Annotated in this window: 11 protein-coding genes and 2 pseudogenes; 10 read left to right on the top strand and 3 right to left on the bottom strand. The window is 56.0% G+C overall.

The genetic code is table 11. From position 1 onward, the window contains the following. Both HF027_RS15670 and HF027_RS15785 read left to right on the top strand, forming a co-directional pair. A pseudogene (locus HF027_RS15670) lies at positions 1-173 on the top strand (IS701-like element ISCARN75 family transposase); the annotation flags it as partial. Positions 174-799: 626 nt separating this feature from the next. Next, positions 800-925: a hypothetical protein gene (locus HF027_RS15785; protein ID WP_276605691.1), complete on the top strand. Its 126-nt coding sequence runs from the start codon at positions 800-802 to the stop codon at positions 923-925. A 344-nt stretch (positions 926-1,269) separates the two neighbouring features. On the opposite strand, the gene HF027_RS14260 is transcribed toward HF027_RS15785, so the two are convergent. Then, positions 1,270-2,427 (bottom strand): reverse transcriptase domain-containing protein, encoded by a 1,158-nt coding sequence (locus HF027_RS14260; protein WP_280730189.1) that lies wholly within the window; start codon positions 2,425-2,427, stop codon positions 1,270-1,272. A gap of 329 nt (positions 2,428-2,756) precedes the next feature. Next, a pseudogene (locus HF027_RS15675) lies at positions 2,757-3,001 on the bottom strand (transposase); the annotation flags it as partial. 913 nt (positions 3,002-3,914) lie between these two features. Between HF027_RS15675 and HF027_RS14270 the strand changes: the two are divergent. From HF027_RS14270 to HF027_RS14295, 6 genes are all read left to right on the top strand, one after another. Further along, entirely contained in the window at positions 3,915-5,057 is a 1,143-nt protein-coding gene (locus tag HF027_RS14270) for a histone deacetylase family protein (RefSeq protein ID WP_245184861.1), read from the top strand. Between the two features lie 221 nt (positions 5,058-5,278). Beyond that, entirely contained in the window at positions 5,279-5,728 is a 450-nt protein-coding gene (locus tag HF027_RS14275) for a GNAT family N-acetyltransferase (RefSeq protein WP_168016784.1), read from the top strand. Positions 5,729-6,407: 679 nt separating this feature from the next. Beyond that, positions 6,408-6,977 (top strand): phasin family protein, encoded by a 570-nt coding sequence (locus HF027_RS14280; RefSeq protein ID WP_168016786.1) that lies wholly within the window; start codon positions 6,408-6,410, stop codon positions 6,975-6,977. Between the two features lie 127 nt (positions 6,978-7,104). Further along, positions 7,105-7,593 (top strand): Spy/CpxP family protein refolding chaperone, encoded by a 489-nt coding sequence (locus HF027_RS14285; protein ID WP_168016788.1) that lies wholly within the window; start codon positions 7,105-7,107, stop codon positions 7,591-7,593. A gap of 227 nt (positions 7,594-7,820) precedes the next feature. Beyond that, on the top strand, positions 7,821-9,008 hold the full coding sequence (locus HF027_RS14290) for an AI-2E family transporter (RefSeq protein ID WP_168016790.1): 1,188 nt from the start codon (positions 7,821-7,823) through the stop codon (positions 9,006-9,008). Beyond that, complete coding sequence (locus HF027_RS14295) at positions 8,995-9,129, top strand: integrase core domain-containing protein (RefSeq protein ID WP_168016792.1); 135 nt, start codon at positions 8,995-8,997, stop codon at positions 9,127-9,129. The genes HF027_RS14290 and HF027_RS14295 overlap by 14 nt, the downstream gene beginning before the upstream one ends. A 213-nt stretch (positions 9,130-9,342) precedes the next feature. Here the strand turns inward: HF027_RS14295 and HF027_RS14300 are convergent, their stop codons facing one another. Then, positions 9,343-10,362: a fatty acid desaturase gene (locus tag HF027_RS14300; protein ID WP_168016794.1), complete on the bottom strand. Its 1,020-nt coding sequence runs from the start codon at positions 10,360-10,362 to the stop codon at positions 9,343-9,345. A gap of 370 nt (positions 10,363-10,732) precedes the next feature. On the opposite strand from HF027_RS14300, the gene HF027_RS14305 reads away from it, so the two are divergent. Together HF027_RS14305 and HF027_RS14310 are read left to right on the top strand one after the other, a co-directional pair. Then, positions 10,733-11,203, top strand: a complete 471-nt coding sequence (locus tag HF027_RS14305) for a PRC-barrel domain-containing protein (RefSeq protein ID WP_168016796.1) — start codon at positions 10,733-10,735, stop codon at positions 11,201-11,203. A 446-nt stretch (positions 11,204-11,649) separates the two neighbouring features. After that, the gene (locus HF027_RS14310; protein WP_168016798.1) at positions 11,650-14,037 is read left to right on the top strand and encodes a sensor domain-containing protein; all 2,388 of its coding nucleotides are present in this window, start codon (positions 11,650-11,652) and stop codon (positions 14,035-14,037) included. Positions 14,038-14,103: the final 66 nt, after the last annotated feature.

Below are 14,103 nucleotides of genomic sequence, written 5' to 3' on the forward strand. Positions count from 1 at the left end.
AGACACTGGTTCGGGTCGCGGGTCAGCGCTGGAAAATCGAGCAGGGTTTTCAGACGGCGAAGGGGGAATGCGGCCTGGATGAGTACGAGGTGAGGTGCTGGGCCAGTTGGCATCGCCACATCACCTTGTCGCTGCTGGCCCACGCCCTGTTGATGGCGATTCGGCAAGCGAGCCAGCAGCAAAAAAAACCGTTGCCGGCAGGATCCAGTGGACACTCTCCGAGCTCAGGCGACTAATAGGGAGATGGCTATGGCAAGGGCAGCAAGCCTTGTCCCATGTGCTTCATTGGTCGGACTGGCGACGAAAGCACCAGTACCGGGCTTGGCAATGCCACTGTCGGCAGCAACAAGCCCGACTAGGCAATGTCTGAAAAGTACTGCGCTCGCCCATACGGCGTTAAAAATCGGCTCAAGATGCTCATTTACACCCCGTAAACTCCGCTCTTTCGCCAATTTTTGCCTTGTCTGGCCTTCGCTCGTCGACTTTTCAGACAAAGCCTAGCAATTCATGAACGATCACGGCAGTAGTTACGACTGTAGTACTAGGCCGGCCTACTTAAACACTTTCTCAATATAGATCATGAAATTACGACAAAAAACGCATCTTACTAATTTATATATAAATTAACAATCAAACAAAAATCCACGGTCTAAAAACATGACAAACGCTTTCAGTTATTCGTGATCAGGACCATACTAATGTCTCCACGCATCGAAATCTCAGCTTTCTATGCTTAGTAAAAAGCCTCAGAGCCCAAACTAATTTTAGGCTCATGCAGTTGTAAATAAAGGTAAAGATAATGAGCAAAGGACAGGACAAAAAAAGAGATAGTAAAAAGAAGCCGCTTTTAACCGCAAAGGAGAAGAAAGCTGCCAAGCAATCAAAGAAAGGCGAAACTGATGTTCTAGGACATAAGGCAAAATAGGCTCTTCATCGCTGGGAGTGGAATTTGCCCCTGAACTGAGCCAGTGTTGCGACGACTCCTTGAGCCTAAGTTGGCTGCCTCGATCGTTGCTCTTGGGCTGCCGGCGCCCTAAGGTCATCTCCAGAGCGGCCAGAACCAACTGTGTACGCATGTTATTGATCTTACCCAGCAATCGTGGACACTGGTGCTGGGCAAGATCATCAGCGTTAGGGGCGTTCCGGCAGTGCATAAGGTCGAACAATCGACCAGGTACGGATATCGAGCAAGTGAAAATTGCCTGAGGTTGTCGGTATCCGATGCCCCTGGCATCATCAGAGAGACCGGATATACGTGTGCAGTCGTACCTACCGCTGACCGTGCCTCATGCTTGCAAACGGGGAGGACTCCATATACGGGCATACGGATCCGTACCACGGCGGTTGGTCAAGTGTTGCAAACCGCTTCATGTAGAAGCTCACACCACGGAAGCCTCGGGCATGCCACCAGCGGTTGTTCATCGCAAACCGCGTATGATGAAGCTGGGCCAGGAACCACCAGCGCTTGGCTGACAGTACCCCCTGGCATCTTCCACGGGAAGCCAGAGCTGAATCATCTTCCTCACTCGGGTTCGCGGCTTGAACCACTGCTTCATCAGGCACATCCGTAGACGGCTTCGGATCCAGCTGTCGAGGTCGGCGAACATCCGGCGCGTCTCCGCCAGCCGAAAGTAGCTCGTCCAGCCTCGAAGGTTCTTGTCGAGGCGAGCCAGCTTGATCTCGATCATGCCCTCGGGTCAGTTGCCTGACCCGTCTCTTAAAACGCTTGACCGTCTCTGTGCTGCACCGAATCCGGGGGGTGGCCATTCCAAGAAAGCCGTATCCCAGAAAACTGCTGCGCGAGGCGGCCACGACACGACTCTTATCCCGATTCACCGGGAGTTTCAGCCGTGTCTCCAGAAAGGCCGTCATGCTTTCCTTGACCCGGCGACCCGCTCGACGACTCTTGACGTAGACTTGGCAGTCATCGGCATATCGGCAGAACCGATGGCCTCTGGCGTCCAGTTCCTTGTCGAGGTCATCGAGCAGGATATTGCTGAGCAAGGGACTCAGGGGAGACCCCTGGGGTGTGCCTTTCTCGCGTTGGCTGACGAGACCACCCATCATCATCCCAGATTGTAGGTAGCGGCGGATCAGGCCAAGCAAACGCTTGTCGAGAATCCTCTTTGCCAGCCTGGCCATCAGGATGTCGTGGTTGACCTGGTCGAAGAACTTCTCCAAGTCGATGTCGACCACGATGTTATGGCCCTGCTTGACGTAGCCATGGGCCTGCTCAATCGCCTGCCAGGCGTTCCTGCCTGGTCTGAAGCCGTAGCTTGAAGGTGAGAAATCCTTCTCGTAGTGCGGGCTGAGCACTTGATGAATGGCTTGCTGGATCAGACGGTCCAACACGTTGGGGATTCCCAGCATGCGGTAGTTCCCTTTCCCTTTCGGAATGTGAACCGTCCTGACCGGCCCTTGCCTCACCTCCCGCTGAGTGGTTGGCTTGGCACCGGCGGTCGTGAGGGACCTCCCGGGGTAAGACGCACATCTTTCCCGCCATGTGGCCGCCTCATATACGTGCTGCGCTGCCGTGTTGGGATGAGCTTTGTGTTCTTCAGCACACTCACTCTTCGTAGCCCGCCACCTATGAGATTCGTGTTCCTCGGCTCGGCGGTTTGCCGCAGGCTTCCTTCAGATTCCACCTTGCGATGGACACCCTTGCCGTGTTGGCTAACAGCTACTCCCAACTTCACTGCTCGGGACTTTCACCCTATAGATGTGCGCCGTGCCCGGCGCACTGACTGCTCCCCGCCCTGATGGGGCCGCTCCTTGTTGAATCCAGTGAAGTAACGCTTCATCTCCTTTCGCTGGTGAGCGCCATCTTCGAAGGCCTTCAGGTAGACGCACTCGTACATCACGCTGCGCCAGAGCCGTTCCACGAAGATGTTGTCCTGGCAACAGCCCTTGCCGTCCATGCTGATCCGGACATCATGGGTCTCCAGCGCCTAGTGAAGGCCTGGCTGGTGAACTGGCAGCCTTGGTCAGTGTTGAATATCTCCGGCGGCCCATGGCGTGCTAGCGCCTCTTTAAGCGATGATCGGGACCGGCATGAACAGCAACTTCTCGACGTCTAGTGGAGGGCCGGGCGTTCCGCTAGGCATCGGATGCGATGCACACTGTACGCCAGCGCACAGATGGTGGGGCGCCAATCGCCTATCATCAACGTGGGTGAGGCAAGGGGACTGCTTGTACAGGGAGTTGCACCACGCGTCGCACGGACGGCGACGCCATCATGACACGAGCCATCCTGTAGCATCTTCACACAGGATCATACGCCAGAGAGGATTACTCAATGAACAACATCGTCTATATCGTCGGCGCCATCGTCATCGTTCTGGTGGTTCTCTCCTTTCTCGGTCTTCGTTGAGGCAAGCGAGGAACGAGCGGATCGGCAAGGCATCGGAAGCTGAGGGGCTGGCGGCCGGAGACATACCATCCCGCTGGAGACGCCCTCACAACCATCCTCGAGGAATTCGTGTTCCTGCGCTTTCTGTTCAGTTACATCGCGCTGACCAGTGCCGATGATACCTACACCGACAAGCTGGGAAGCCATGAGCAGCAAGAATACCGCTAGGCCTTGCCGATCGTCGTCCGCCTTGCCACCAAAGGCGACGCCGAGGAGCAGTACATGTTCAATGCCCAGCTCGGTGCGACCAAGGCCAAGAAATCTATGAGCACGCGGGCAGCTTACGCAAGATACCCAGGTCGCCGATCCCTGATCGGTGGCCTCTTGGTGTGAGCCAATCGACGACCGGGGCATCACCCCTCGTTCGCTGCGCAAGAGCCTGCCGGTGTGCCTGGCCACCTATTGAGTTCATCGACACCCGTTCCCCATAGCATTACCCATCTATGCTGTAGCCAGGCATGTGCCCTAAATCATTTTTTCACTTCACACCCATGGAGTTTGCATTGTGGCCGACGAGAACAGCGTGATTGTCTTCTACGACGAGCGAATGCTGGCCCATGAGCCGGATATCGAGGTGCCTTTCCTGCCGGGTCGCATGGACGTTCGTATCCGTTCACTGTTGGTGGAACTGGGCGTTCCCTGGAAATATCCGGAACATCCCGCCAGGCTCACCGCTATCCGGCACCTTCTGGAACTCGAGCCGGTTCCCGGCATGACATTCGAATCGGGCATGGCAGCGACGCGGGAGCAGTTGGGGCGCGTCCACACCAACTCTTACCTGGACAGCATTTACCAACTGCGCGGAGAGAGCGCCTGGCTGGACGACGATACTACGGCCGTCTCCCCCGGGAGCGTCGATGCCGCCGAGGTGGCCGCCGGCACGGCGATCGCCGCCGTCGAGGCGGTGGTAGAGGGGAGGGCCGAGAGCAGCTTCGCGCTGGTAAGACCCCCCGGTCACCACGCCGAACCGGTGCGCGCCCGTGGCTTCTGCCTGTTCAACAACGTGGCGGTGGCGGCCGCCCATGCCCAGGCGGCGCTGGGCTGCCACCGAATCATGATCGTCGATTGGGATGCCCATCATGGGAACGGTACCCAGGACATCTTCTGGGCCGATCCGGATGTGTTGTTCTTCGATATCCACCGTGCCTCTCCCTTCTATCCCGGCACAGGGAGTCTCGCGGAAGTCGGGGTGGGCCTCGGGGATGGCACCAATGTCAATGTTCCCTTGCCTGCCGATGCCGACGACGCTGCCTATCTCAAGGCCTTCCGCGAGATCCTGGTGCCTGCGGCCCAGTGGTTCCGCCCCGACCTGATCTTGGTTTCGACAGGCTTCGATCCCCACACCCATGACCTGGCGCTGAATGTTTCCTATGACGGTTTTGCCGCCATGACCGGCATCCTGCAGAGCCTGGCACGCCAGCAATGCGGGGGAAGGCTGGTCTTCGTACTGGAAGGCGGCTACAACCTGATCTCGCTGTCACGCGGTGTCAGGACGGTGCTTCAGGTGCTGGCTGGCAATGTGCCGGCGGAACCTGGCCAGCGTGGCATCGCCGAAGTCGAGGCCGCGGCGGACTTCCATCGCGGTGCCTTCGTCACCGAATCGGATGCTTCGGTTGCTCCACCCCGCGCCGGTCAGGATGGGCAATAATGCACTACATGAGCTAAATAGCCTCACCGTTTGCCTTGGCACTCGAGCACGATCCAGTTATGGACATCGCGTGCCCAGGTACCGAGTGGCCGTCCCTTGCGGTTCAGCATCCGACACAGCTACCCGGCCGTGTATGTTGGGTGATCCTGTGTGAGGACGAGGTGACCGTGCAGATCGGCAGCCCGTGGCTGGGTGAAATACCCAAAGGGGAGGAGCATGGGATGGGCGTAACACTGAAGAGCATCACCCGCGAGAACTTCGAGGCTGTCATTGCCCTGGAGGTAGCGGCATCACAGCGTGACTATGTCGCTGACAACCTGTACTCCATTGCCGAATCGAGCTTCCATCCGACCTATCAGCCTCGCGCCATCTATTGGGGCGGCGAAGTGGTCGGCTTTCTCATGTACGAATCCTTTCACCACAACGAACGGCCGCCGGTCTACAACATCTTCCGTCTCATGGTCGATCGACGCCATCAGGGAAGAGGCATCGGGCACAGCGCCATGCAGTGTGTGCTGGACGAGATCAAGGCACAGGGCCCCTTCGAGAGAATCGCGATCTGCTATGTGTCTACCAACCAGGTCGCCCGGGACTTCTACGCTAGTCTCGGCTTCCAAGAGACAGGAATGAGCGAGGAAACCGATGAGGTCATCGCCGAGATCCGGGGTTGACGAGGGGCGCATCCTGTATGCCCGCTGCGCGCCACGCTTGATGGACGGCTATCCGGCTGGCCGCTGAATAGACCATTCCCCGAGGAGCCCGCCCATGCAATTGCTGAAGCCATCCTGGCCGTTGCCCTCTCCGCTGCCCTAGCTGCTGGGGGCTGGTGATGGCTGGGCAGATCAAGCCCCTGGTTTCCGAGGCTCTGTGGAAACACTTGGTGCGTGGCCGGGGCCTTGGCGGCATCGCGCGTGGGCGGTGGTCGGCGCCCCTCTGCCGGGACATTTGAAGCTTCCAGTCCCTCAAAACGGTCTGTCACGTAGGTGCTGTGACAGGCCACACAGGTTTCGGTCATGCGACCGAAGAACTCAACTTGAAGGGGGGAGCCACGCGACCAGAAGAAAGAAAGGCCGAAAAGCCAGGCGCGACAATTTGGTGAGGCATTAGGGTGTGCTGCCGCACGGAAAAATTCCCCAACACGGCTTACACTTCATAGGGTGTAGTTGAAAGTGCCGGACCGACTAGGAATCACATATATTCATTGAGGGTTGGGGCTTCTACATCATCAGGCGAAAGCAGCATCGCGTCTTTTGAAGGTTTACTTTCTGAAGAGTGAATTTTTACTTGAGTCGTTAATCTCACTTTAAGTAATAAGGTCACTTAATCTGTTACAAGGCAAGGAGAAGTTAAATGAGCACCGAAAAGGCAAAATCAGATAGCAATCAGTCTACTGATCAATCTAGTGATCAATCCACCGAGCAAGCCACGGAGCAGTTCGACAAGGCCGTTCTGGAGCCGGTGCGCGCCTACGGGGCACTGACCACGGATTACTTTGAACAACTGTTCTCGGCTCAGTTCGATGCCGTTCGTGCCTTTGCAGACACCAGTTTAGCGCAATCCCGCTCCTGGCTCGAGGTCAAGGATTCCGAAAGTCTTCGTCAGGTGATCGAGGAGCAGCAAAAGGCCGTTCGGGAAATGAGTGAGCGGTTGAAGGAAGATACTGACAAGATCCGCTCTTTGAGCCAAGAATACCTTAAGGGGACTGAGCAATTGACCTCGGAGAATATGCAGTCGGGCAGCAAGCAGCTCGAGGAAAACATGGAGAAAGGCCAGAAGCAGTTCAAGGAAAAACTTGAGAAGGGCCAAAAGCAAGTCGAAGATAGCCTTCAGAAGGGTAAGGAAGAAGCTGGCGGTCATCAACAGAAAGGCCAGCGTCAGACCGACAAGAGCAAGAAGGCGACCGGCACGCATGACAAGTAACGTTTAGTGTTTGACAGAATGTCGGAACTTGAAGGGAGCGGTCTCAATACTTCAGCCAAAGAATTTTGATACATAGGCCTTAAATATCTAGATCCTATATAGGGCCTATTGCTTAAGGGGAATGATCATGGATATTCGCAAACATACTCTCGTCTTTGGGCTCGCCCTGGCACTCGGTGCCAGTGGTACCGGCGTAGCCCTTGCCCAAGGCATGTCGGAAAGCCAGCCCGGTCAAGGGAGCGATATGATGCGTGGTCACAACGGCCAAGGTGGCATGGGGCCCAGCATGATGGGCGGCGGCGAGATGCCCTGCCCAATGATGGGTGGCACTGGTATGGGCATGATGCAAGAGATGCTCGACCCGGAACAGCGGGATGAGATGCGAGAGCTGATGCAAGAGCACCGCCCGACCCAGTTCGAGCGTATGGGACGCCTGATGAATCTGCGCGATGACCTGATGGCGGAAATGCATGGCGAGCGCCCCGACCCAGAGCAGGTCAAAGCCTTGCATAGCAAGCTAGCCGAGCTTCACGGTGAAATGATGGCCGAAATGGTGCGCATGCGAAATACCATGCATGACCTCATGACCGATGAACAACGCCAAAAGCTTCAGTAGCCGACACCTGAGAGCAGCGATGATCCTGAGGATCACGATGCACATCACTGACTGGAATCTCACTGAGTAGACAACAGAATGGGCGACCAGTCATGGTCGTCCACTCGGTGAGGCCAGCAAGAGGCTCACGATGAACGATTCGGCTCCGAACACGATTTCCCTAACAGTCCCGGGGTTGGACTGCTGCTGTTTGGTGAATTCGCGAGCAACTAATGCAGGAATTAGCAATGCCTGACAACAGACAGGACTCCTTGGTTAGCGGGTCGAAGGTTGCCGGTCAGAATCCAGCGGAAATAGATCCGGATAAACAACTGTTCAATGCGGTCCAGCTTCGCTTGTTTCGTTACACAGCGGTTCTGTTGTGCCTGGTTGTACTGGCAGCGCTGATAGGAATTATTGGGTGGTCATTCGGTTGGATACTGAATGCGTTCTACAATCTTCTCCTGTCGCTGTCGCTGGCCGGAATTCTAGCACTGGTACTTTATCCAGTGATGGAATTTCTCGAGAGCCGGCTTCGCTTTCCCCGCTTGCTGGCCATCATTCTTCTGCTGGTGGTCTTCTTCGTGGGCATTGGTGGCCTGATTTTCCTGCTTGTCCCCATCCTTGTCAGCCAGGTCGTCCAGTTGATGACCGTTCTGCCCGATGCACTGGCAAGCTTCCAGGCTCATTTCTCCGCTCACTTCCCAGGGCTTAGCTCCATGATTTCCACCAGCATGGAGAGCAGCGGTGGCGAGGAATCCGAATCAGTATTACTAGGCGTGAAAAATCCGAGCACGGCTATCATGTCCTATCTGGGGCGATTGGCGGCTATCAGTTTCGTGCCCCTGTTCCTGTTTTTCACCCTGCTTTCCGGGGAATTGCTCCGAGGGCAGGCATCCGAACTGCTATCCATTTTCCACGAGGCCACTCAGAAGAAAGTGCTGTACTTCATGGATGTGTTCATCGGGTATGTATCAGCCTTCTTTCAAGGCCAGCTGATCATCGCCGTGTGTATGGGCATTTTGTATGCCATGAGTTTCACACTGATCGGCCTGAATTTTAGCGTGCTTGCCGGACTGGTGCTGGGACTGCTGAACATCGTCCCCTTCCTAGGCACCCTCATCGGCCTGCTGGTGATCCTGCCCATGGCCTATCTACAGCCGGATGGCGGCGTTGAGTTATTGGTCCTGGCCGGGCTGGTGTTTGCAGCGGTGCAATTGGTGGAAAGCTTGTTGCTGACACCGAATGTCATGGCCAATCGCTCAGGCCTTCATCCCGCACTCGTGGTTATTTCCCTGTTCTTCTGGGGGACGGCCTTGGGCGGTATTATTGGCCTGATACTCGCGGTTCCCTTGACGGCATTTTTCGTTGCTATCTGGGGAGAAATCAAGACGAGTCTGAAACGCACGCTGAATAATCCAGATGAAAGGCCATGAAGGCAGCACCACTCAGCTGAAGCATGAGCTTGGCCACTACGTCATCTGGTACAACCAGGAGCGGCCTCACCAGGGATTGGGTGATGCGACACTCGATGAACGGGATTCCCTCAACCACTGAACAAGGCGGCCTGACGCCGATGATGACCCGATCCGAGCTTAGATGACCTGTCAGGTGGTCCAAAAGATGGGGGCCACTTCAGCGTGCCTGCCAAAAGGCTCTCACGCATGGCGCTGATCACGATCGCAGAGTAGGCCCTTTCCGATGGATGCCGAATGCACAATCCTGACAGGCTTAGTCATTCTTATGATCCTGCATGATCCCGAAGGTCGGTTAGACATTTGCCTCCCTGAAGCTCACCAGGCGGTGCTTCTTCTCATCCCACAGGGCCAGGCGCACAGATGCGAGGCTTTGCCATAGGGTGAGGCGGCCGATGCCACGCAGTTCGGGATGATCGCGTAGCACATCAGGCAGGCGGTAGAAGGGAATGCGGCTGCATAGGTGGTGGACATGGTGCACCCCGATGTTAGCGGAGAACCAGCGTAAGATGCGGGGCAGGTCATAATGCGAGCTACCGTACAGCGCTGCCTTCTGGAAGGTCCAGTCAGGGTCGTGCTCCCAAAAGGTGTTTTCGAACTGGTGCTGAACATAGAAGAGCCAGACACCGATTGTTCCGGCGAGCAGCGTGATTGGCAGTTGCACGAGCAGGAAGGAACCGATGCCCACCAGCCACATCATAGCGGGAACGAGGACTAGGATTGCCGCGTTGGTCGCCATGGTACTCAGCCAAGGCATCCAGCCTGCACGCATGAAGCCTACTGGCAACCGATTGTCTAGCAGAAACAGGTACGCAGGACCGAGAACGAAGAGAACGAAGGGATGACGGTAGAGGCGATAACGCAGCCTCTCTTTGCGAGGCAGAGCGCAAAATTCCTCGACCGTCAGGGTGTCGATGCCACCGATACGCGGGCGGTCGAGGTTGCCGGAATGGGCATGATGGTGCCTGTGAGTATGGCGCCAGAAGTCGAAAGGGGTCAGGGTCAGCACGCCGATCGCTCGTCCGACCCAATCATTGGCTCGCCTTGAGGGGAAGAAGGCACCATGGCTGCAGTCATGCTGAATCATGAACAGTCGCACGAGAAAGCCTGCGGCGGGGAGGGTGAGTATCAGGCTAAGCCAGTGGCCAGCGGCCAACGCTGCCCAGGAGAGGGTCCAGAGCAAGACGAAAGGAATTAGTGTGACCAGCAGCTCAAAGACGCTCCGGGCGATGCGTGGCGTGCGGTAGTCTCCCAGAGCACGCATGAGGGCGCGCGGCTCGCTGCTGAGGTCGTTTTTCTGCCGTGGGGTATCCATTTGCAGGCTCCTGTCCGGTCCAGTAAGCCCTACCGAGATAAGCGGCCTTCGGCGGGGGCGTGCATGGAAGCTCGGGGGCACGGTCAAGGATGCGCCAAGAGATGGTGAGGTGTATGTGCGATTGCGTACACTGATAATACATTGAGCCTGGAAAGGTTCGACCCCACCGAATTCGTTGGTGCCTTCGATCCTTCCCGAAACAGGATTTTGACCAAACTCTGCCTGAAAAACGATAGCGGCCATGTGTTTGTTAACGCACCGACGAATCGTTTTCTTATGCCTACTATAAAACGGCATTCCCGAGATTAGGGACTGCACTATAGACCTCTATGGGTCCGGCAGACTGTCATGAAAGAGAGGGTAAGTAACCATGAAGAAACTAACCACATTGATTTTTACCGCCGCTATCGCCTCGCCCTTTGCACTGAGCACGGTCGCAATTGCTGAGAGCCAAAACAACATGCAGGCAGGCGAAAAGCAGTCTTCCAGCATGCAAGGCACTGACAACAAAAATGCCAGTGAGCAGCGTAATCATACCAACGAACCACAATTTGGCGTTAAGCCCTCGAGTGCGTTCTACGCAACTGATGTCATCGGAAGTAACGTCAAGCACCGCCAATCAGATGAGGACATTGGCGAAGTTCAGGATCTGGTTATCGGCAAAGATGGCCGTATCATCGGCGTTGTGGTGACGACTAGTGGCTTCTTGGGGCTCGGTGGACAGGAGACTGGATTAGGGTGGGATCACATAGAGCACAGCATGGAAGATGAGGAATCCGTGTTCTACACGGATATGGAAGAGGAAGCACTGCGCAACTCACCCAAGTACGAACGCAATTGATCCAAGCCGCAGAGAACGGGGGGCACAATGTGCCCCCATTTTTGTGGGTAAATGTCGGGTCCCCGAAAGTTGGACCAGGCGCTCAGCTGAAGCAGGAACGGGGCCGCCACTTCACTTGGAACAACCAGGGGCGACTGTACGATGCGACACTCGTATAGCGGTATTTCCCTCAGCCCCTGAGCAAGGGGTCCTGATGCCGATGCAGAGCCGATCAGAGCCCTCGTGAATGAGGCGGGATGACGGCATTTTCACAGCCGTTCCCCTTCTGGGTCATCAAGGCCTGGAACCAGTTGCAAACGCTGTGTTGCTCAACGCACTGAAAGAGCGTCCATCCACCATTATTCTTGCCTTACATGGGACAAGGACTCACGCACGCTCTGCATTCTGCCTTGGCGCCGAGAGATGCGCTCAATGGTAAATGCCTCTTTTCTGTTCGATGAGGTGCAATGAAAATTTCAGACCGACTGCTCGAGCAGGATCCCTTTTTTACGTTGTCTCTTGACCTGTTTGCCTGGGTGGATCGGGCTGGAAACTTCCTGCAGGTCAATCCTGCCTTCAAGCGCTTTCTGGGCTATGAACTCGAAACCCTGAAAGGCAAGTCCTATACCTATCTGGTGATAGCCGAAGACTGTTCCTTGGTCAAGAAGGCGCTAATACGCCTGGATCAGCAGTGCCCGATACAAGAGCTGGTCTTGCGGGTCGAGGATTCCTGGGGCCATCTGCACTGGATAGAGGTCAAGGCCGCCCTATGCGAAGAAAGTTTAATTCATATGGTGGCTCGGGATATCACCCACCACATGCGCCTTCGCCAGGAGGTCGACCGCCTGGCCGGGCGCCTTATCACCACCCTGGATAGCATTACCGACGTCTTCGTCACATTAGACCCCGAGTGGGGCTTCACCTACCTCAATCCTGAAGCGGAGCGCCTGCTTGAACGCGACCTCAGTAAGCTTGAGGGTGTGAGTCTCTTTGATGCCTTTTCCGGAAGGCTTGGTCCTCAGTTCGAGCGGCAATGCCGGCGCGCGCTGGCTGAAGACGTCAGCGTCTCATTCGAAGTAAGCGACTCCCATCCTGGACGCTGGTTCGAGGTCAATGCTTACCCTTCCTGCGAAGGGCTCGCGGTGTATCTCCGCGACATCAGTCGGCGCAAAGACACTGAGCAGCAGCTTCATATCCTCGAGCGCAGCATCGCGGCGAGCATCAACGGCGTCATTATCACCGATGCACGCCAAGAGAATCAGCCGATCATTTTTGCCAATCCTGCGTTTGAGTGTCTAACGGGCTACCGTCGCGAGGAATTCATAGGGCACAACTGCCACTTTCTTCAGGGCCCGGGCACCGACCCGGACACTATTGCAACGCTGCGTACCGCCATTCGTGGCTGTCAAAAAACCCAGGTGGTACTTCGTAATTACCGCAAGGACGGCACGTCCTTCTGGAACGGGCTGAGTGTGTCGCCGGTGCTTGACGAACAGGGGCAGGCCACGCACTTCATTGGTGTACTGCACGATATCACTATCCAGCGCGACAATGAGGAGCGCCTGGCCTACAGCGCCACGCATGACCAGTTGACCGGACTGGCTAACCGCGCCTTACTGGAACAGCACCTGGAAAGCGCCAACCTTGATACATCGAGTGGCGGATGTCTGGGGGTGTTATTTATCGATCTCGATAGCTTTAAGCCGATCAACGATACCCTCGGTCATTGGATTGGTGACAAGCTGCTCAAACAAGTGGCAAGTCGTCTTTTGCAACAGGTCGGGCCAAAGAACAGCGTGGCCCGCTTCGGTGCAGACGAGTTCGTGGTGGTAATGCCAGCCTGCAAAGATAGAGCAGCAGTGCAATCCATGGCCAATGAGATTCTGGCTATTATCGCCCAACCCTATCGTATCAACCAAAATGACCTGCGTATCACCGCAAGCATCGGTATCGCTATAAAAGAGGGGGGTCTCGCCTCGGCGATGATTCTTGTGCAGCGTGCCGACATGGCGATGTATCGGGCCAAGCACCAGGGACACAATGCCATTTACTGGTATCGCCAGGAGCTCGGCGTAAAGGCAAGAGAAAGTGTTTCCCTGCGTCGAGATCTTCAAAAAGCCATCGATAGCGAGCAGTTCGAGCTTCATTACCAGCCCCAGATTCATGGTCCGAGCGGGCGGGTTACCGGCGTTGAGGCATTGATCCGTTGGCAACATCCACAGCGGGGCTACGTATCACCTGCTGAATTTATTGGTCTTGCCGAGAGTACCGGCCAGATCATTCCGATCAGCGACTGGGTGCTCGCTACTGCCTGCCAAGATGCCCAAGAGCTCAATGCGCTGGGCAAGGGCAAGCTCACCATGGCGGTTAATATCTCGCCAATGCAGTTTCAGCGCACCGACTTCGTGCAAGACCTTCTCAAAGTGCTCAAGAAAAGCGGCCTTGCGCCTGAGCTGCTCGAGCTCGAGCTCACTGAAGGCATATTGATGGAGAGTGCCGGGTGGGCGATGGAGACGCTGAGGGACCTGCGCCGGGAAGGTCTTCAGCTTGCCATCGACGACTTCGGGACGGGCTTTTCGAGCCTCAGCTATCTCAAGCACCTGCCCGTGAGTAAGGTCAAGATCGACCGGTCCTTCATTAATGACATCATCAGCGACCATCGTGACGCCGCTATCGTGCAAGGGGTCATTGCCATGGCGCAAGCGATGGAGCTTGAACTGCTGGCCGAGGGGGTCGAGACCCATGCTCAAGTTGACTATCTCTCCCGTCAGCTATGCACCCATTACCAAGGTTTTCATTTTGCAAAACCCATGCCCTTGGCTCGATTGAAGGGATTCCTCGAAACACGTCATTAGGAGCAGAACCCGCGCTATTAAGTAATGTTACACATTTTTTTACTTGGGTTTTGTTAAACGGTATCC

This window comes from Halomonas salinarum, assembly GCF_012062845.1.
In the GTDB taxonomy this organism is placed as follows: Bacteria; Pseudomonadota; Gammaproteobacteria; order Pseudomonadales; family Halomonadaceae; genus Onishia; species Onishia salinarum.